At 67.7% G+C, this 18,901-nt stretch carries 13 protein-coding genes; 5 read left to right on the top strand and 8 right to left on the bottom strand.

The genetic code is table 11. The annotated features are described in order from the left end of the window. Window positions 1–25 precede the first annotated feature (25 nt). From ABE424_RS10915 to ABE424_RS10890, 6 genes are read right to left on the bottom strand one after another with little or no spacing between them, the layout of a single operon-like run. The gene (locus tag ABE424_RS10915) at window positions 26–1,606 is read right to left on the bottom strand and encodes a family 43 glycosylhydrolase (RefSeq protein ID WP_346491437.1); all 1,581 of its coding nucleotides are present in this window, start codon (window positions 1,604–1,606) and stop codon (window positions 26–28) included. Between the two features lie 38 nt (window positions 1,607–1,644). Beyond that, complete coding sequence (gene pelA, locus ABE424_RS10910; RefSeq protein WP_346491436.1) at window positions 1,645–2,802, bottom strand: pectate lyase; 1,158 nt, start codon at window positions 2,800–2,802, stop codon at window positions 1,645–1,647. Then, the gene (locus ABE424_RS10905) at window positions 2,775–4,058 is read right to left on the bottom strand and encodes a TRAP transporter large permease (protein ID WP_121043820.1); all 1,284 of its coding nucleotides are present in this window, start codon (window positions 4,056–4,058) and stop codon (window positions 2,775–2,777) included. Before ABE424_RS10905 ends, pelA begins: the two co-directional genes overlap by 28 nt. Window positions 4,059–4,061: 3 nt before the next feature. Beyond that, window positions 4,062–4,592 (bottom strand): TRAP transporter small permease, encoded by a 531-nt coding sequence (locus tag ABE424_RS10900; RefSeq protein ID WP_313219814.1) that lies wholly within the window; start codon window positions 4,590–4,592, stop codon window positions 4,062–4,064. Window positions 4,593–4,604: 12 nt separating this feature from the next. Further along, entirely contained in the window at window positions 4,605–5,609 is a 1,005-nt protein-coding gene (locus tag ABE424_RS10895; RefSeq protein ID WP_176990783.1) for a TRAP transporter substrate-binding protein, read from the bottom strand. Window positions 5,610–5,646: 37 nt separating this feature from the next. Then, window positions 5,647–6,468 carry a 2-keto-4-pentenoate hydratase gene (locus ABE424_RS10890; RefSeq protein WP_176990782.1) on the bottom strand — a complete coding sequence of 274 codons (822 nt, stop codon included), beginning with the start codon at window positions 6,466–6,468 and terminating at the stop codon, window positions 5,647–5,649. Between the two features lie 152 nt (window positions 6,469–6,620). Between ABE424_RS10890 and ABE424_RS10885 the strand changes: the two genes are divergently transcribed. The 5 genes from ABE424_RS10885 (at window position 6,621) to ABE424_RS10865 (ending at window position 11,706) form a co-directional block, all read left to right on the top strand. Further along, on the top strand, window positions 6,621–7,613 hold the full coding sequence (locus ABE424_RS10885) for an alpha/beta hydrolase (protein WP_346491435.1): 993 nt from the start codon (window positions 6,621–6,623) through the stop codon (window positions 7,611–7,613). Continuing rightward, window positions 7,606–9,228 (top strand): carboxylesterase/lipase family protein, encoded by a 1,623-nt coding sequence (locus ABE424_RS10880; protein WP_346491434.1) that lies wholly within the window; start codon window positions 7,606–7,608, stop codon window positions 9,226–9,228. Before ABE424_RS10885 ends, ABE424_RS10880 begins: the two co-directional genes overlap by 8 nt. Next, entirely contained in the window at window positions 9,228–10,091 is an 864-nt protein-coding gene (locus ABE424_RS10875) for a rhamnogalacturonan acetylesterase (protein WP_346491433.1), read from the top strand. Before ABE424_RS10880 ends, ABE424_RS10875 begins: the two co-directional genes overlap by 1 nt. 116 nt (window positions 10,092–10,207) lie before the next feature. Continuing rightward, a complete protein-coding gene (locus tag ABE424_RS10870; protein WP_176990778.1) occupies window positions 10,208–10,798 on the top strand; it encodes a cysteine dioxygenase family protein in 591 nt (196 codons plus the stop codon). Between the two features lie 68 nt (window positions 10,799–10,866). After that, a complete protein-coding gene (locus ABE424_RS10865) occupies window positions 10,867–11,706 on the top strand; it encodes a PhzF family phenazine biosynthesis protein (RefSeq protein ID WP_346491432.1) in 840 nt (279 codons plus the stop codon). A gap of 27 nt (window positions 11,707–11,733) precedes the next feature. Here ABE424_RS10865 and ABE424_RS10860 read toward each other — a convergent pair whose 3' ends face one another. Both ABE424_RS10860 and ABE424_RS10855 read right to left on the bottom strand, forming a co-directional pair. Beyond that, complete coding sequence (locus ABE424_RS10860) at window positions 11,734–15,552, bottom strand: LamG-like jellyroll fold domain-containing protein (RefSeq protein ID WP_346491431.1); 3,819 nt, start codon at window positions 15,550–15,552, stop codon at window positions 11,734–11,736. 151 nt (window positions 15,553–15,703) lie between these two features. Then, entirely contained in the window at window positions 15,704–18,883 is a 3,180-nt protein-coding gene (locus ABE424_RS10855) for a TonB-dependent receptor (RefSeq protein WP_346491430.1), read from the bottom strand. Between the last annotated feature and the right edge of the window lie 18 nt (window positions 18,884–18,901).

The following is an 18,901-nucleotide window of genomic DNA, read 5'->3' as shown; positions in this document are numbered from 1 at the left end:
GAGTCAAGGGATTCTAGCGGGGAGCTCAATCGAGGGCGCGGTAGCGGAAATTCCGGAACTGGACCTTGCCGTCACCGGCAGCATAGAGCGCCGGCTTCAGGGCCAGGAACTTGCCCGCCACATTGTGATGGTAGCCGGAGACTTCCATCTGAACCGGGTACTTCTGCCAGGTTCTGCCATCGGTGCTGGAGTGGATGGTGACGATATGGCGGTTGTTGGTGACCCGCAGCCACAACTTGCCGCCGGTGGCGCTGGGGGCCAACCGGGTGGGGCGCTCCTCGCCGTAGCGGTGCATGATGAACTTCTCGCCGTTGCTGCCCACGCCCACGTACAGGCGGTCGCTGTAGTAGAGCAGGGCACCGCCCACCGCGCCCGGGGCGATCTCCATCTCGACCTCGAACTGGTAGGCCTTGTCGCCGGCGATGGCGGTCAGCGGCGAGCTGTCGCGGGGGGTGCTGCCCTTGCCCTGCAGCTCCATGCCCTTGCCGGTGAAGGCCAGGCGCTTGTACTCGTCCTGCGCCGGGTTGAAGAACGACCACTGCGCGCCGAGGGTCTTGCCGCGGAAGTCATCGGACAACGCCATGCCGTGCTGGCCCACCGAGGTACCCGAGGGCTTGGCGAGCGGCTGGCCGAGGTCGCCGCCCTTGGCCACGAACCAGCCATCGGCGGTCCATTCGATCGGCTCCAGCAGCGCCTGGCGGCCCAGCGTCCAGTACCCGTTCTCGTAGCCGTGGTACATCATCCACCAGCGCCCGTCGGTGCCTTCGATCACCGTGGCATGGCCGCGCGACCACCACGGCTCGGCGGCCGACCGGGTGCGCATGATCGGGTTGTTCGGCGCATTCACCCACGGGCCGTGGATCGAGCGCGAGCGCGCGGTGATCACCATGTGCCCGGTCGGCGGGCCGGCGGTGCCACCCACGGCGGTGGTCATGTAGTACCAGCCATCGCGGAAGTTGATCTTCGGGCCTTCCTGCGCATAGGCCTCCACATCCCAGCTTTCCGGGTATTTCCAGCCGTCGTAGACGTGCCTGGGCGTGCCGACCACGCTCAGGCCGTCATCGGCCAGCTGCACGTAGTCGCCGCCACTGAGGAACAGATAACGCTTGCCGTCTTCACCCACCGCGTGGCCCGGGTCGATATAGCCGCCCAGGCCGATGTCGATCGGCTCGCTCCACGGGCCCTTGATGCTGTCGGCCCAGACCACGAAGTTGCTGCGGGTCTCGCCGGTACGGGCGGGGAAGTAGATGTAGTAGCGGCTGCCGTGCTTGACGATGTCCGGGGCCCAGATCGCACCGACATTCCTGGTGATGGCATGGCCCAGCGGCTGCCAGTTGACCAGGTCGCGCGAGTGCCATATCGGCAGGCCGGGGTAGGCATCGAACGAGGACAGGGTGAGGTAGTAGTCCTCGCCATCCTTGAGCACCGAAGGGTCCGGGCGATCACCGGCGAACACCGGATTGAGGAAAGTGCCGTTGCCCAGATCGGCCTGGCGCTGGTTCTCGAGCCCGCGCGTCCAGTTGGTGGCCGGCTCGGCGGCGTGGCCGGTGCCGGCCAGCAGCAGGCAGGCGGTGGCGAAGCTCGCCAGGGTCTTCCTCAGGTGCATCGTCTCTCTCCCTTGAACGTATCGTGGGCCAGGCGCGCTCAGCGCGCCCCGGTCCCGGCAAGACGCTGTTGCCAGCGTGGGTACTCGGTGGTGATCAGGGCCTGCGGCCAGGTGCCGTACCAGTGGTAGCCGGTGCGGCGCTCACGCGGAATCTCGTCGAACGTGGCCACGCGCTCACCCTCGCGGTTGGCCAGCAGCACGGCGCTGTCGTGCAGGTCGTGGAAGCGACCCCACAGCAGCGGGGCGCCGGCGTCGGCGACCAGGCGGCGGTCGACCGTGGTGCGGTGGAACGCGAACTGCGCCGGGGTCGTTTCGAAGGTCTCCAGCCGCCACCCGGTCAACGCATGCGCCTGGAACCACGCCATGGCAGCGTTGACAGAGGCGACCACCGCCGGCGAAGGATCCGGGATCGACATCAGGTAGCGGACCACGCCGACACTCTCGTCGGTGACCAGCGCCGGAAGTTCGAACCTCCGACCCTGCGCGGGCAGCAACGTGCTGCGGTCGTACTGGCCGGCCCAGATCGTCGGCACGCCGTCCTGGCGCACCTGCAGCCGCAGCAGGCAGGTATCGCCGGCGGTGACGGCGGCGTCCACGCGGGCCCGCTGATCGGCAGTGATGAACCCGAATACCGGCTCGCGCTGGATGCGTCGCAGCGTTGTCAGCACGCCACGGGTGACGTCGTCAGCGAACGTGATGTGGCCGTGGTACGAGGTGCGCGACGGCACCGAATGCGGCCAGCCGCCACAGGTCGGGATCTGCTCGGCAAGGATGAAATCCAGGCCACGTACCGCTGCGTCGCGGTAGCGCGCATCGCCGCTGCGTGCGAAGGCCTCGGCCAGGTAGCCGACCTGGGTGTAGACGTTGCGGTTGTCGAAGCTGCCGCCGGGCGTGGCCTGGTCGGCCAGCACCTGTGCCTTGGCGGCATCGTCGAGGACCCGCTGCGGATCCTGGTTGACCGCCCAGCCGCCGCCATGGCGTTGCAGGGCGACCAGGTTGTCGGCGATCTGCCGGTACTGATCGGGGGACCACCGCGGGTAGTCCGTGCCGTGCCCGCTCTGCCAATGGTTGATGCCGTCCTGGAAGCCCCGCAGCGGGATGTCCTGGCCCTGCGCCATGACGGCGCAGGGCAGGGCGATCCACAGCAGGGCTGCCAGCCGCCGCACGCTTACGCGCGCAGCAGGGCGGGCAGCCACAGCGACATTTCCGGGAAGAAGGTGACGATCAACAGCACGCCCAGCGCGGCGAACCAGAACGGCCAGATCGAGCGCATGCTCTCACCGACGCTGATCTTGCCGATCGCGGTACCGATGAACAGCACCGAGCCCACCGGCGGTGTCACCAGGCCCAGGCCACCGGTCAGCACCAGCACCAGGCCGAAGTGGATCGGATCGATGCCGTAGGCCTTGGCCACGGGCAGGAAGATCGGCGTGCAGATCAGGATCATCGGCGCCAGGTCCATGAAGGTGCCCAGCAGCAACAGCATCACCACGATCATCAGCAGCACCATGAACTGGCTGTGCGCGAACGACTGCAGGAAGTTGACCGCGGCCGACGGCACTTCCAGATACGCCAGCAGCCAGCCGAACACGGCCGCCGTAGCGATCACGAACAGGATCACACCGGTGCTGCGCGCGGCATGGGTGACCGTGCCGAGGAACTCGCGCCAGTCGAGCTGGCGGTACAGCACGGTGGTCACCAGCAGCGCGTAGACCACGGCGATCGCCGCACTCTCTACCGCGGTGAAGATGCCCGCACGGATACCGATGAAGATCAGCGCCACCAGGCCCAGGCCGGGCAGGGCCGAGACCAGCCGCAGCAGCACCGCGCGCCAGCCCGGGAAGATCTCCACGCCGTAACCGCGGCGGCGTGCCACGAGATAACCGGTGATCATCAGGACGACCGTCATCAGCAGCGCGGGCACGATACCGGCCGCGAACAGATCGGCGATCGACAGGCCACCACCGGCCGCGGCCGAGAACAGGATCAGGTTGTGCGACGGCGGCACCAGCAGCGCGACCAGCGCGGCGGTGATGCTGACGTTGACCGCGAAGTCACGGTCGTAACCGCGCTTGACCATCTGCGGGATCATCGTGCCGCCGACCGCCGAGACGTCGGCGATGGCCGAACCGGACACACCGCCGAAGAACAGCGAGGACAGGATCGAGACCTGGCCCAGGCCACCGCGCATGCGCCCGACCAGCGAGGACGCCAGTGAGATCAGGCGTTCTGAGATGCCGCCGCGCATCATGATTTCGCCGGCGAAGATGAACAATGGAATGGCGATCAGCGAGGCCGAACCGGTGCCGGCGGAAATCTGCTGGACCAGCACCAGCGTCGGCAGATCGAGGTACCACAGGGTGGCCAGGGCGGCGGCGGCGAGCGCGAACGCGACCGGCACGCCGAGCAGCAACAGCACCGCGAACACGGTGAAAAGAATCGTAATACCCATGACTCAGCGATCTCCCTCGGCAACGGCATCGGCCGGGCGTACGGCCAGCGCCATCTGGTTCACGGCGAAGATCGCCATCAGCGCGCCACCGATCGACAGGGGCAGGTAGTTGATGCTCTGCGGCAGGTGGGCGCCGGCGGCCTTGATGTCCAGGCCGTCCATGAGCAGCACCGCTGCCCACCAGGCGATGACCACGCCCAGCACGGCCACCACCAGCGCGGCGAACACATCGACCGCGCGGCGCAGGCCCGGCCCCATGTGCGCGGCCAGCAGGAAGAAGCCGAAGTGGCGGCGGGTATGCACGCCGGTGGCCGCGCCCAGGCTCATCGCGGTGGCGAGCAGCAGCAGCGTGACCGGCTCGGTCCAGCTGGGCGAGTCATTGATCACGTAGCGGGCGAACACCTGCCAGCCCTGCACCACCACCAGGCCCAGCAGGGCGATGACGGCAATGTAGATCGCCACATCGGCGATGACATTGAGCAGGCGCTGCGGCGCGGTGGGGGTGATGACGGTTTCGGAAGTCGAGTCGGACATCGCGTCGGGGCCTCAGGCGAAGTCGCGGATGCGACGGGTGAGGGCGGCCAGCTCCGGCTGCTGCAGGTAACGCTGCAGGAGCGGGTCGGCGGCCTTGCGGAAGGCCGGCATGTCGACCTCGTTGAACGTGATGCCGAAGTCGGCGACGGCCTGGCGCGCGGTGCTTTCCGAGGCATCCCACTGCTCGCGCATCACCTGCACCGATTCACGCGCGGTCTCGATCACCAGGGTGCGGTCGGCCGGGCTCAGCGCATCGAAGCTCTGCCGCGACATCAGCAGCACGTCCGGCGCGTAGGAGTGATCACTCTGCGACCAGTAGTGCGCGGCCTCGAAATGACGGCTGGAATGGAAGCTGCGCATGTTGTTTTCCGCACCATCGATCATGTGCGTTTCCATGCCCGAGAAGGTATCGCCCAGCGACATCGGGGTCGGGTTGGCACCGAGCAGCCGCATCAGCTGGATGAAGATGTCCGAAGACGCCACGCGCAGCTTGAGGCCGTGCAGGTCCTTGGGCTCCACGATCGGGTGCTTGGTGTTGTAGAAGCAGCGCGCGCCGGAATCGTAGATCGCCAGACCGACCAGATCACGGGTTTCAAAGCCCTGCAGGACCGTATCGGCGACGCCGCCATCGAGTGCGCGGCGCATATGCGCCACCGACTCGAACACGTACGGCAGGCACAGGCCCTGGGTCAGCGGAAACGCGTTGTTGAGCGCGCCGGAGTAGACGCGGGTGATGTCGATGGCGCCGAAGCGGGCCATGTCGATCGCCTCGGACTCACGGCCGAGCTGGCCGGAGTGGTACTGGCGCAGCCGCAGCCGGCCGCCGGTTTTTTCTTCCAGCGTCTGCCCGATCCATTTCACCGCGGTGACGGTGGGGTAATCGGCGACGTGGACGTCGGTGGCGGTCAACAGCTGCGCACCGGCCGGTGCGGCGTTGGACGACCGCGAACAGGCCGTCAGCGCGGGCGCGGCAAGCGCGCCCAGACTGGTAGCCAGGAAACTTCTGCGAGTGAACATCTGCGCCCTCCCAAGCGTGCTCGCCATGTCCGCGCGGTCAACCGGCGGCGATGGCCTTGCAGGTAATGTCGCCGTAACCGACGAAACGGATCAATGCTTCCTGGCCCACAGCGATGTCATGGATGCCGGTGGCGTTGCCACTGGCGATCAGATCACCCGCCTTCAGCGGTCGGCCACGCTGCGCCGAACGGGCCAACGCGAACGCGTAGGCAGTGCGCAGGCCGCCGGGCAGCAGGGTGGCGCCACCGGTACCGACCACCTGGCCTTCGATGCGGGTCTCTGCACGCAGGTCGGCGTCGTCCAGGCGGGTCCAGTCCGCGATTTCGGTACCCAGCACCAGGCCGTTGTTGTTGCCGAAATCCGATACCACCACGCGCGGGCCGAGTTTGTTGATCGTCGCCAGCGGGCTGCTCGCGACCTCGACGCCGATGAAGAGCCTGGCGGGCAGTGCCTCGGCTTCTTCCGGCGTCCAGTGCAGCTTGTCCGCCGGAGCGTCTTCCTGCAGCTGGATCACATACTCGGCTTCAACCGCGCCGAAGCCACCAACGAACACCGGAATCTCGACTGTTCCACCGGTAGCATTCCAGAGCTGGCGCGCGAAGATCGGGCCCAGCAGGCGGTCATCGCCCGACCCGTCGCGGCGTTCGGCAGCGATGTAGCCGACCTTCCAGCCGACCACCTGGTCGTCCCACAGCGCGATGGCCTGGTCCTGTACCTGATAGGCGGTGACGAGGTCTTCCGGGATGGTTCCCGGGAAATCCGGCAGGGATTGGCCGTGTTGGCGGGCGCTGACGAAGTGCCGGGCGATCTCGCCCAACCCCTGGTCGGGCAGGTCCTGTTTGCCGTGGTCGTTGCTCAAGCGGGTCTCCCGGAAAAATTGTTGCACTGCCAATCGACAGCGGTTGGATGAGCTGTATATGGTAAACCGGTGTCATTGGCAATGTGCAGCGCATCAGAAGCGCTGCCGGTCAGGCACGATGCCTGTTTCCTCTACCGGAAGGACGTCCCCGGATGCGCCGTTGCCTTGTGTTGCCTTCGTTGATCCTCCTGCTGCTGGCCAGCGGCCTGGCGCCTGCGGCCGAGCGCGCCGTCCCGGAGACCGAACCCGCCGCCGGCGCACCGGACCGCATTGCACTGTGGCCGGAGGGCCAGGTGCCGGGCGAATCCGGCCCGGCCACGGTCCCCCACGTGATCGAGCGCAGCGCCGATCCCGCACTGCCCGACCGCTACATCGACAACGTCAGTGCGCCTTACCTCGTCGTGTACCGGCCGGCACGCCCGAATGGCAGCGCCCTGCTGGTGGTGCCCGGTGGCGGCTACCAGCGCATCGTGCTGGACAAGGAAGGCACCGCCCTGGTGCCGGCCTTCGTGGAGCAGGGCGGCGTGACCCTGTTCGTACTGCGTTACCGGCTGCCTGCAGGCCGCAGCGATCGCCAGGCCGCGCTGGCCGATGCGCAGCGCGCGATGCGGGTGATCCGCGCCGATTCCGCCCGCTGGCAGATCGATCCGGCACGCGTCGGGGTCATGGGCTTCTCGGCCGGCGGACACGTCGCCGCGCGGCTGAGCAACGGCTTCGATGCCCCGGTCTATCCCCACCGCGATGCCATCGATGCACTCAGCGCACGCCCGGATGTCGCCCTGCTGATCTACCCGGTGATCGACATGGGCACGCATGCGCATACCGGCTCGCGTGCGCGCCTGCTCGGGCCGCATGCGGATGTGGCGCTGCAGCAGCAGTTTTCGATGCAGGGTCAGGTCCGCACCGATACGCCACCGACCTTCCTGGTGCATGCGCAGGACGACAACGTGGTCCCGGTGCACAACAGCCTGGTCTATTACCAGGCGCTGCTGCGCGCCGGCGTCTCCGCCGAAATGCATCTGTTCCCCTCCGGCGGCCATGGCTTCGGCGTGCGCATCCCGGCCGGTCTGACCGTCGCGCAGTGGCCCGGGCTGGCCCTGCGCTGGATTCCTTCGCGCCATACGGAGCCTGCGCGCCATGACTGATTTCCCCGCCGATCTGCAACGGCGTCGTTTCCTGCGTGACAGCGCGCGCTATGCCGTGATGCTGGGTGCGACCAGCCTGCCGCTGCTGCCCGCCTTCGCCGGCGTGCCCGGCCCGCGCCACGATGCCGCGCCGCTGGCACGCGTGCGCAGTGGCCGCGTGCGCGGGCAGCTTGAGCAGGGCATCCACGTGTTCCGTGGCATTCCCTACGGCGCCGATACCGCCCCCCGGCGCTTCCAGCCGGCCGTGCAGGAATCGGCCTGGCGGGGCGTGCGTGATGCGCTGGCGTACGGCCATGCCGCGCCGCAGGGCGGCAGCGAAGGGCCGGGCAGCGAAGACTGCCTCTACCTCAATGTGTGGACCCCGGCGCTGCGCGATGGCGGCAAGCGCCCGATCGTGTTCTACATCCATGGCGGTGCCTACAACAACGGCTCGGGCAGCGACCCGCTGTACGACGGCAGCGCGTTGTGCCGGCGCGGCGACGTGGTCGTGGTCACGGTCAACCATCGCCTCAACGTGTTCGGCTATCTGTACCTGGCGCAGCTGGGCGATGCGCGGTTCGCCGATTCCGGCAACGTCGGCCAGCTCGATCTGGTCCAGGCGCTGCAGTGGGTCCGTCAGCATGCACACGAGTTCGGCGGCGATGCGGGCAACATCACCGTGGTGGGGCAATCCGGCGGCGGCGCGAAGATCGCCACGCTGATGGCCATGCCCGCCGCACGCGGCCTGTTCCAGCGCGCGTGGACCATGAGCGGGCAGCAGGTCACCGCTGCCGGCCCGCGTGCGGCCACCCAGCGCGCGCAGATAGCGATGCAGGCGGTCGGCGCGGCCAATGCGGAGGCGCTGCGCACGATGCCGATGGACGCACTGCTGGCCGCCACCCGTGCGCGCGACCCGTCGCGCGTGGAGAACAGCAGCCTCTACGTCGGGCCGGTGCTCGACGGGCGTTCGCTGCCGGTGCATCCGTTCTGGCCGGAGGCGCCCGCGCAGTCCGCCGGGATTCCGATGGTGATCGGCAACACCCACGATGAAACCCGCGCCTTCCTCGGCAACGACCCGGCCAACTTCGCCCTCACCTGGGAGACGCTGCCGGCCAAACTGGAGAAGGAACAGTACGTGGACCTGCTGCCGTCGGTGGTGATCGCCGAGTACCGCCGCCTGTATCCGCACTACACGCCGTCGGAGGTGTTCTTCGCGGCCACCACCGCGGGCCGCTCCTGGCGGGGCGCGGTGGAGGAACTGGAGGCGCGTGCGCGCCAAGGCGCACCGACCTGGGCCTATCAACTCGATTGGGGCTCGCCGCTGGACGGCGGCAGGTTCGGAGCCTTCCACACGCTGGATATCCCGCTGGTGTTCGACAACACCGACCGCCCCGGTTCGCGCACCGGTGACGGTGAAGAGGCCACGCGCGTGGCGGCCACGATGAGCGAGGCGTTGATCGCCTTTGCCCGCCATGGCGATCCGAATCATGGCGCACTGCCACGCTGGCAGACCTATTCGCTCGCCCGCCGCGAAACGATGGTGTTCGATGCCACCTCGCAGCAGGCCGACGACCCGCGCGGTGGCGAGCGCCGTCTCTATCAGCAGGCCCCCTTCATTCAACGAGGCACGTTCTGATGCGGTGTACTTCCTGGCTGCTGGGCAGCGCGCTGTTCGGCCTGATCAGTGCGGCGCAGGCCGCGGTCGACCCGGCGGTACTGGATCGACCCGCACCGACGCCGATCCGGGCCAGCAAGATCGTGCTGGTCGGCGATTCCACCACCGCCGTGCAGGGCGGCTGGGGCCCGGCGTTCTGCGCGCGGCACGTGACCTCGTTCCTGACCTGCACCAACCTGGCCCGCGGCGGCCGCAGCACCTACAACTACCGTGCCGAAGGATCGTGGGCGTTGGCCGGGGCGGAGATGCGCACGCCCGGCTATGCCACCACCTGGGTGCTGGTCCAGTTCGGCCACAACGACCAGCCCGGCAAGCCGGGCCGCTCCACCGACCTGCAGCGCGAGTTCCCGGACAACCTGCGCCGCTACGTGCGCGAGATCCGTGCCGCCGGTGCGCAACCGGTCCTGCTGACCCCGTTGACCCGCCGCCAGTTCACCGATGGCGTGCTGATCGATGACCTGGCGCCGTGGGCCGAGGCGGTGCGGACGGTGGCGCGCGAGATGGAGGTGCCGCTGGTCGATCTGCACGCGCGCAGCCGTGCGGTGGTGCAGGCGCTGGGGCCAATCGCCGCCATGCCGCTGGCACAGGCGGCCGGCACACCGGCGCAGGTCAGCGCGGCGCTGGGCGGCACCACCGTGGGGGCGGCGCCGGTGGCGGGCGCACCCGTCGCACAGAACAACGCCGTCGCCGAGCCGATGGGGCAGGCCAAGCTCGCCTTCGATTACACCCACCTCGGCCCCGACGGCGCGGCGCTGTTCGCCACGCTGGTGACCGAGGAACTGGCCCGGCAGGTCCCGTCGTTGCGGCCGCTGCTCATTCCCTGATCGATAGGCAAATGCGAAGAGTTCTTTCGAATGGATTGCTACATCGGCGATCGTGGGTCGATTGGATGTGATTCAGGTCAAACACGCTGTTCACCAGAATCGCCTAGACTCGAGGCATGCAAGACCAATGCAACCCGTTTCCGCCGTTCCATGGTCGTGATCGATTGATCGCTGCGGTCGACCATGCCGTCCAGCACGAGCACGCGCACCAGATCGCCGCCACGCTGCGGGCGGCGTTGCGCGAAGCAATCGCCGACAGCCGCATCCAGCTGCCGGCCTGCGTGCACCACCCGATCGAGGATCACTACGCCCGCCGCGAGCTGTACCGCAGCCCGGTGCACGGCTACAGCATCGTCGCGATGAGCTGGGGACCGGGCCAGGGCACGCCGCTGCATGACCACAGCGGGTTGTGGTGCGTGGAGGGGGTCTGGCTGGGCCAGCTGGAGATCACCCAGTACCAGCTGCTGGAGCGCGACGGCGAGCGCTTCCGTTTCCGCCCGGAGCCGCCCGTGCTGGGCGACTGCGGCAGTGCCGGCAGCCTGATCCCGCCGCATGAGTACCACACCCTCCGCAATACCAGCGATGACGACCTGGCGATCTCGGTGCACGTCTACCAGGGCGAGATGACCCGCAGCGCGATCTTCGAGCCCGAGGCCGACGGCTGGTACCAGCGCCGCGTGCAGGTGATGGAAACCGACGCGGCCTAGCACTCCGCTCGACCGGGCGGCGGCGTGGCGCGCATCATGCGCGTTCCACCCGTTCCCGATGTTCCGCCATGCCCACGCTGCCGTTCCAACAGGTCAATGTCTTCAGCCAGGATCCACTGCGCGGCAATCCGCTGGCCGTGGTGCTGGAGGCCGAAGGCATCGACGACACGCGGATGGCCGCATTCGCACGCTGGACCAACCTGAGCGAAACCACCTTCCTGCTGCCGCCGACCGATCCCCGGGCGGACTACCGCGTGCGCATCTTCACCACGCTGGAAGAGCTGCCGTTCGCCGGGCATCCCACCCTGGGCAGCTGCCATGCCTGGCTGTCGCATGGCGGCGTGCCGAAGGACGAGGACATCGTGCAGGAGTGCGGGATCGGCCTGGTACGCATCCGGCGCAGCGAGACGGGCCTGGCCTTCCTGGCGCCGCCGCTGCTGCGGGGCGAGGCGTTGACGCCGGACCTGCGCGAGCGCGTCCGGCGCGGCCTGGGCGTGGCGACGGAGGACGTCGTGGATGCGCGCTGGGCGGACAACGGCACCGGTTGGCTCGCGCTGCGGCTGCGTGATCGCGCGGCGGTGCTGGCGGTCCAGCCGGACTATGCGCAGCTGGAAGGCCTGAAGGTCGGCGTGTTCGGACCGTGGCAGCGCAGCGATGGCGAGGAGGCCCAGTACGAGAGCCGCGCCTTCATCGCGGGCGACGGCGCGCCGGAGGACCCGGCGACGGGCAGCCTCAATGCGGGCATCGCGCGCTGGCTGCTGGCCACCGGCGAAGCGCCGGACCGCTATGTGATCAGCCAGGGCACGGCGATCGGCCGCGCCGGGCGGTTGCGGGTGGAGCGCGTAGGCGATGCGCTGTGGATCGGCGGGGACTGCGTGACCTGCATCGAGGGGCAGGTCACGCTGTGAGCCAAGGCGGCCATGCCTGGCATGGCGCTACCGGTCCAGCGTCACCACGTTGTTGCGCTGGGTCACCTCGGCTGCGCCGTCGGCCTGCATGACGCGCACCTGCCAGCCGTTGCGGTTACCGGCCGGCAACGGCAGGCGCACGGTGGCGGTCTTCGGCACCAGATCGCTCGGCGCGGCCAGGCCCGGAATCTCCACCCGGGCCAGCTCACGGCCCTTGGCATCTTCCAGCACCGCCACGCCCACACCGGTGGCGACATGGCCCAGGCTGTGCACGGTCACCTGCACCTGGCCGTCCTCCACGCGCACATCGCCGCGCCCGATGCCGAGGTCGGCACGCTGTTCGACCGGTGTCCCGGCCTGCACCAGCTCGAACTCGAACACCTGGCTCTGGCCCGGCGCGAAGCGCAGCGTGGTCGAGGCACTGCGTTCCAGGGTGAGATCACGCGTGGTGGCCTTGCCGTCGATGGTGTCATCGCCGTCGCGGTCCACGCCGCTGGTCATCCGCCACTGCCCGGCGGTGACATTCCAGGTGCTCATCTCCGCGTCCACCGCGTGCTTGCCCATGTTGTAGGCGATCACCTTGAAGCGGTCCGGCGAGGGCGCATGCACCAGCAGCGCCACCTGCTCGGCTGCGTCCGGCTGGGCGAAGCGCCAGCTCACGGTGTGGCCCGGCCAGCTCTGGTTGCGTTTCAGCGCGATGCCGCCCAGCCGCGCACGCTGCAGGAATTCGCTGGGCGCTTCGACACGGTCGGACCACCAGTGGCCTTCGGTGTTCATGTACTCGCGCTGCGCCTTGGCCTGGATGCCATCGGCGTGCAGGGCTTCCAGGTATTTCTTGTCGCCGGTGGCCTGCCACGCCATCAGGCTGGCGAAGCCGGTGCTGCCACCGTCGGCATCACGGATGAAACGCGGGTTCCACTCGGCACCGCGGCCGAGCGCCTCGACATAGTTCTCGCCCAGGTTGGACAGCGCCCCCGGCCCACCGCGCTCGACGCGGTAATCCAATGCCTTGAGGTACTTGTCATCGCCGGTCCAGCGCCATGCCGCCCAGAAGGTATGCATGATGTCGCCGCTGCCCGAGCCGTTGTTGAGCTCACCGCCGCGGGTCTTGCCGGTCGCCCAGTGGATCTCGTTGGGCAGCGCCCAGCGGCCCTTGTCGTCGGTGTAGGCATGGGCGAGGTAGCCATCGGCCAGCCCGGTGACCAGCTTGCGGCCGGTCGGATCGGCGTTGTACTGGCCGATCAGGAACGCCGGGTGCAGCACCGGGAACGAGTACGGCTTCTGCCACTGCCAGTTCGGTTCGCGGTAGACCTTGTTGCCGCCGAACCAGTTGCTGGAGAACAGCAGATGCCCCTGCGGGTTGGGCAGGATGATGCGTTCGTCGAAGGCCTTCACCGTTTCCATCAGGCGCTCGACGGTGAGCGGATCGCCCCAGTTGAGGTAGAGCATCGCGCTGTTGGTGTTGATGCCCTCCTCGTAGGAATGCAGCTCATCGGTTTCGATGGTGCTCAGGCCGTTGCTGAACATGCCATTGCGGTAGACCGCATCGGACAGCGCGGTCAACGAGGCATTGAGCTTGTCCGGCTGCACGCCCATCAGGGCCAGGCCCGGCCACTGCTGGGTCAGGTCGGAGTCGTCGGAGATGCCGCCACCGAAGTCGCCATAGGCGATCTGGCGGTTGTCGATCCACCAGTCGATGAAGCGGCGCACGTACTTGAGGTCTTCGGTCTGCGCGAACGCCCACTGCGGCACGCCTTTGGGCGCCTCGGGCTGGGTGAACGGCGGTTTGCCCTGGCTGTTGTAGCTGATGTAGTTCCAATACAGGCGGCCGAGTTCGTGGTCCGGATCCACCCGCAGCAGGTCGCTGAGATCGGCGTACACGCGCGCGTAGAGGCGCTGGCGCTTGGACGTGGTGTGCTCTTCGACCAGGAAGCCCCAGTTGTCGCGGACCTGGTTGAAGCGATCGGCCAGATGCTCTTTCTTCGCCTCCTCGCGATCCTTGTAGACCATGCGGATCTCGGCACCGTCCAGCGAGGTGGCGTTGAAGCCGGGGGCGGCCGAGGCGATGGAGATCCACAGGCTGTCGGCGGTGAGGATGCGGTCGCGCAGGTCCAGCCACAGGGTGCGCTTCTGGCCCGGCTTGACCGAGACCGACACGTCGATCATGTCGCGCGCCGGCCAGATCGGATCCTTGATGCGGATGTTGAGCGGAATCAGGCCGTCCTGCGTGGCGGGCAGATCGAGCGCGGGCAGATCGATCGCCACGCCATCCAGGCCGTCATGCATGTTCTCCCAGCTGTGCGCCCAGCTGCGGATCAGCGGCTGCGCGGCCGGTGCGTCGCTCACGCCGGAAGGAATCAGCACGTGCACGATCGGCAGCGGCTGCGCGGGCAGCGTATCGGCCGTGCGCTTGCGTGAGCCGGCGCCCTTGGGCAGCGCCATCACCGTGCTGCGTTCGGCCGCCGGGTAGCGACCCTCGATGTACGCGCGCAGTGCCGCGATGTTGGTGTAGTCCGGCAGGGCCTGGCTGTCGATCAGGTAGCGCTGCTTGACCGTGCCTTCCGGCTCGGCCGCATCGCTGACCTGGTAGGCCCAGATTTCCTGGATCGGGGTTTCCTGCGCCGTGTTGCGGAAGTGCAGCACGCCGCCCGCCTGCGCGGGAATCGGGTTGACGCTGCGGACGACGCCCTGCGGACGCTCGAACAGCGTCTGCGCCGGCTGGCCATCCACGCTGTGGCTGAGCCCGCCGAAGGCGGCGCCGCGCACTTCGATGCGGTTGACGGTCTCACCGGCCGGCAGGGTCAGGTCGAGCTGCTGGCCGCCGTCGACATAGGTGTTCCAGTCCGGCAGCTGGAAATAATCATTGCGCCCTGGCAGGCGCGAGCGGTTGTAGACGCCCGGCCAGGTCGTTTCGGCGATGCCGTCGGTGGCCTTCCACATCCACTGCTTGTGGTCCTTGGTATCGGCGAACTCGACCTTGCGGATCGTGGTGATCGGTGCGCTCAACGCCGGCGGCGGGGCAGCGTCCCAGCCGTGGCGATGGCGCCAGGCGCGCATCGGGTCCGGCCCGGCCACGGCGGTGGTGGGGGCGGCATTGCGGGCCAGTGCGGCCATGCCGGCCGGATCGAGCAGGCGGTCGTAGACGCGGATCTCGTCGAAATCGCTGCCGCGCAGGAAGTTGTAGCGGCTCTGCACCTGGTAGGGCGCCATCACGCGCGCGGCCAGGCCGAGCTGGTCGAGCGCGGCGTCGTAGTCGGCCGTGGTCTCCTGGCGGGCGACCTCCCTGCCGTCCACGTAGAGGCGCACGCCGTGGTTTTCGTCCCAGCCGAAGGCGATGTGCTGCCACTGCTGCGGCGAGGGGTTCTTATCGAGTTTGAACGACACGCGCGTGCGCGCCAGGTTGGCATCGGTGACGAAGGCATCAAAGCCGTGGCCGTTCCAGTCGATGCGCAGCCAGGCCATGTCCCAGCTGCTGTGGTCGGCGTAGCCGACCCGGAAGATCACAAACGGCGCTTCACCCACCGCGTAGCGCGCGCGCCAGAAGAAGCCGAGCGTGCCGCGTTGTGCCTGGATGTTGCCCGGTGCATTCCACGACAGCACGCCGTCGTCGGCCCATTCGATGGCGCTGCCATGTGCCCCGTTCGGCACCCGTTTCACCTTGTCCACGAAGTTCGGGACCGGGTCGCCCGCGGCAGTGTCGGCCTGCAGGCCCTGGTCGGCCGACACGTGGAACAGCAGCTGCGGCGCGGTCTGCGCCCAGGCGGTGCCACTGCCCGCGAGCAGCAGCGCCAGCAGGCTGGCGGACAGGCGGGAGGGGCGGATCGAGGCGGCGACAACGCGATGCATGAGACCTTCCTTTCGACAGCAGAAACAGTACAGCGGAACCAGCAGCGGGGGTCAGCCGCTCACGGTGGCCTTCCGCCCCGGCACCGCGCCCGCCATCCCGGAGAGAAGGACGGGGACGGGCCCGATGGCGGTGGCGGAAGACGCAGCACGGTCAGAACTTGTAGCGCAGGCCGAGGTAGTACTGGCGGCCGGTGTGGGTGTAGCGGTCCGGCAGCGACAACGCCGAATCGACATAGCGCTCATCGGCGGTGTCGAGCAGGTTGATCGCCTCGAAGGTCAGCGAGAGATTCTTGTTGACCTTGTAGGACATGTTGAAGTCCACGTTCTCCACGCTGTACTTGCCCTGCACATCGGCGGTGGCGAGCGGGTTGCCGTCCAGGTCCCACACGTTCTCCTGCGAGAGGATGGTGCTGATGTATGCGTCGCGGTAGCTGGTGGAGACACGGGCGCTGAAGCGGCCATCGTCGTAGTACAGCGTGGCGTTGTACGAGTTCGGCGAGAGGTTCAGCAGGTCGTTCTCGGTGTACGTGGTGACGATCGTGCTGCCGGTGCCGGAGCTGAACATGTATTTGATCTTGGACTCGACGTGTGTGTAGTTGAGCTGCACGCCGAAGTTGCGCCAGAAGCCGGGGAGGAAGCTGAAAGGCTGCTGGTAGGACACTTCGTAGCCCTTGAGCGGGCCGCCCGGGGTGTTGAAGTAGCTCTGCACGTTGAACACGGTGTCCGGGCTGAAGCCGGTCGGCAGCAGGTCCAGCGAATACCCCATGTCCGCCCAGGTGGTGAGCAGGCGGGTACGCTGGACGTAGCTCTCGATGTCCTTGTAGAACAGCGCTGCCGACAGCAGCGCGCCTTCGTCGAAGTACCACTCCGCGCTCAGGTCGTAGTTGGTCGAGCGGAACGGGTCCAGCTTGGGGTTGCCCAGGTTGATCGAGTAGCTGCGGTCGTCTTCGAAATACGCGGTGGGACCACCGCTGACGCTGGGCGACAGGTTGGACAGGGTCGGGCGGGCCATGGTCTTGGCCGCGCCGAAGCGCAGCACGAAGGTATCGCTCAGGTCCCAGGCCAGGTTCAACGAGGGCAGCCAGTCGTCGTACTTGTGGCCGACCCGGGTGCCGACCTGCAGGCGCTCGCCGGGATCGGCGGTGGCGCTGGCCACCCCGAAGAACGGTTCGCAGGCCGAGGACAGATCGTTCGCGTTGGTGGCGGTACACGGCGCATAGCCATCGGCGGTGATGCGGGTCTGCACGTAGCGCACGCCCAGGTTGCCGCGGAACGCGCGGCCCAGCAGGTCGGTGTTGAAGTCCAGCTGCAGGTAGCTGCCGTAGCTCTTCTCGTTGACGTCGAAGTTGTTGTTGGACGCACCGAAATGGCCGACGCTGGCCAGGCGGTAGTCGCCGCCCAGCGCACCGGTGTCGCAGTTGCAGTAGATGTCCAGCAGCTTGGCGATCTGGTTGAAGTCCGGCACCAGCCAGGCGTTGGGCAGGTTGCCGTCCATGCCTTTGCCGAAGCCGCTCAGCGTATCGCTCAGGTCCCCCACGGTCACACCGCCCGGCAGTGCCTGCGACAGGCGCCCGTAACTGATGTTGCGGTACTCCTGCGTGCTCATGTCGTAGTCCTTGTAGGCCAGACCGCCGCGCAGGGTGAAGGTGGGATTGATGTCGAAGGTCAGGTCGACCTTGGCCGTGTCGAAGGCGTTGTCGACGTACTGCGGGTTCAAGCGCACTTCGCTGATGTTGCCGCCGCGCGCGGTGCCGTTGGCATTGACCGGGGTGCTGCCGTAGCCCAGCCACTTCCAGTTGTCGACCGCATTGAGATCGAACGGGAAGGACATCGCCGGCACCTTGCCGTTGCGCATGTCCAGCACGAAGCCATCCAGGTTGCTGTTGTCGAAGCTGACCATCGAGAAGACCGGCCGAGCGTAGTTGGACTCGGAATGGCCGACCACCGCATCCAGGCGCACCGCATCGTTGAAGCGGTGTTCCAGGTTCAGGCTGAACTGCTTGAACTCGGTGCTCTCTTCGATCGCGGTGGATTCGGTGCGGAAGTCGACGTTGTCGAACACACCGTAGGTGAGGCGGTTCTGCTCATCGGCCTGCGCCTCGCGGACCACGATCTGGGTCTTGCCGCCGTACTGCGCGGTGCGGTGCAGGTTGGCGCCGATCGAGTCTTCGCGCACGTTCTTGTCGAGCTTGGAATACAGCATGTCCAGGTTCAACTGCGTGTCGTCGCTGACCTTGAACTGCAGCGCGCCGGTGACGCCCAGCCGCTCGATCTCGTGTTCGGTGCGGATGTAGCGCGGGTAGCGCGGAATCCACGCGTTGGTCGCGGTCTCGTAGGCGGCGATGTTCCCGGCGGTCGCCGCGGGGCGATCCAGGCCGGGGCCGCAGTGGGTCGCATCGATGCCATAGCTGCCCCAGCCGTTGCTGCGCGCCTGGTTGGCGGCGCTGCCGACACCGGCAGCGGTTTCATTGGCCAGCGGATTACGCGGGGTCTGCGGGTCGTAGCCGGCCGGGCTGCAGAAGCCGTAGGTGCCGTTGTTTGCCGCGGTGCTCTGGTTGGAGTTGCGGTAATTGCCGTGCTCCCAGCGGACCGGGTTGTAGCCTTCTTCGAAGATGGTGCGCTTGCTGTAGGCCACCGACATCAGCGCGCCGACCCGCCCATCGGCCCAGGTGTTGCTGATCAGGCCGGAGATGCGCGGGTCCTTGTTCCTGGACAGTTCGTTGTAGCCGTACTGGCCGCCGAGCGAGGCCTGGAAGCCCTCGAAATCGAACGGGCGCGAACCGCGCAGATCGACCGTGGCGCCCAGCGAACCCTCGTCGGTCTGCGCCGACTGGGTCTTGTTGATCTTGACCCGGCTGAACAGCTCCGAGGCGAAGGTATTGAAGTCGAAGCCGCGGCTGCGGTTGACCCCGGTGGTGCCGCTGCCTGCCGTGGACAGCGCTTCCAGACCGTTGATGCGCACGCGGGTGAAGTCCGAGCCCAGGCCGCGTACCGAGATCTGCTGGCCTTCGCCGCCTTCGCGGTCGATCGAGACGCCGGCGATGCGCTGCATCGACTCGGCCAGGTTCAGATCAGGGAACTTGCCGATGTCCTCGGCGTAGATCGCATCGACCTGCTCGACGCTGTAGCGCTTTTCATCCAGCGACTGCTGCAGGCTTTCGCGGTAGGTCGCTTTGACTTCGACCTTGTCCAGATCCACCGCGTTGAGCGCGGCAGCCTGTTCGGGTGTCTGCTGGGCGGCGGCGCTGCCGACCGCGCCCTGCAGCGCGAAGGCGATCGAAACCGCAAGTAAGGTAACCGGTGTCGTCCTGCGGGTGTCCTGTCGTTCCATCGTGTGTAAGCCCCTCCC

The organism is Stenotrophomonas sp. TWI1149 (genome assembly GCF_039673155.1).
Classification (GTDB): domain Bacteria; phylum Pseudomonadota; class Gammaproteobacteria; order Xanthomonadales; family Xanthomonadaceae; genus Stenotrophomonas; species Stenotrophomonas maltophilia_AA.
Note: the sequence above shows the minus strand (reverse complement) of the source record. Positions and strands in the feature narration are given on the sequence as shown.

Coding starts and splice junctions, on each gene's coding strand:
- ABE424_RS10915 (WP_346491437.1), bottom strand. CDS start 1,606: ATGCACCTGAGGAAGACCCTGGCGAGCTTCGCCACCGCCTGCCTGCTG.
- ABE424_RS10905 (WP_121043820.1), bottom strand. CDS start 4,058: ATGGGTATTACGATTCTTTTCACCGTGTTCGCGGTGCTGTTGCTGCTC.
- ABE424_RS10900 (WP_313219814.1), bottom strand. CDS start 4,592: ATGTCCGACTCGACTTCCGAAACCGTCATCACCCCCACCGCGCCGCAG.
- ABE424_RS10895 (WP_176990783.1), bottom strand. CDS start 5,609: ATGTTCACTCGCAGAAGTTTCCTGGCTACCAGTCTGGGCGCGCTTGCC.
- ABE424_RS10885 (WP_346491435.1), top strand. CDS start 6,621: ATGCGCCGTTGCCTTGTGTTGCCTTCGTTGATCCTCCTGCTGCTGGCC.
- ABE424_RS10880 (WP_346491434.1), top strand. CDS start 7,606: ATGACTGATTTCCCCGCCGATCTGCAACGGCGTCGTTTCCTGCGTGAC.
- ABE424_RS10875 (WP_346491433.1), top strand. CDS start 9,228: ATGCGGTGTACTTCCTGGCTGCTGGGCAGCGCGCTGTTCGGCCTGATC.
- ABE424_RS10870 (WP_176990778.1), top strand. CDS start 10,208: ATGCAAGACCAATGCAACCCGTTTCCGCCGTTCCATGGTCGTGATCGA.
- ABE424_RS10865 (WP_346491432.1), top strand. CDS start 10,867: ATGCCCACGCTGCCGTTCCAACAGGTCAATGTCTTCAGCCAGGATCCA.
- ABE424_RS10860 (WP_346491431.1), bottom strand. CDS start 15,552: ATGCATCGCGTTGTCGCCGCCTCGATCCGCCCCTCCCGCCTGTCCGCC.
- ABE424_RS10855 (WP_346491430.1), bottom strand. CDS start 18,883: ATGGAACGACAGGACACCCGCAGGACGACACCGGTTACCTTACTTGCG.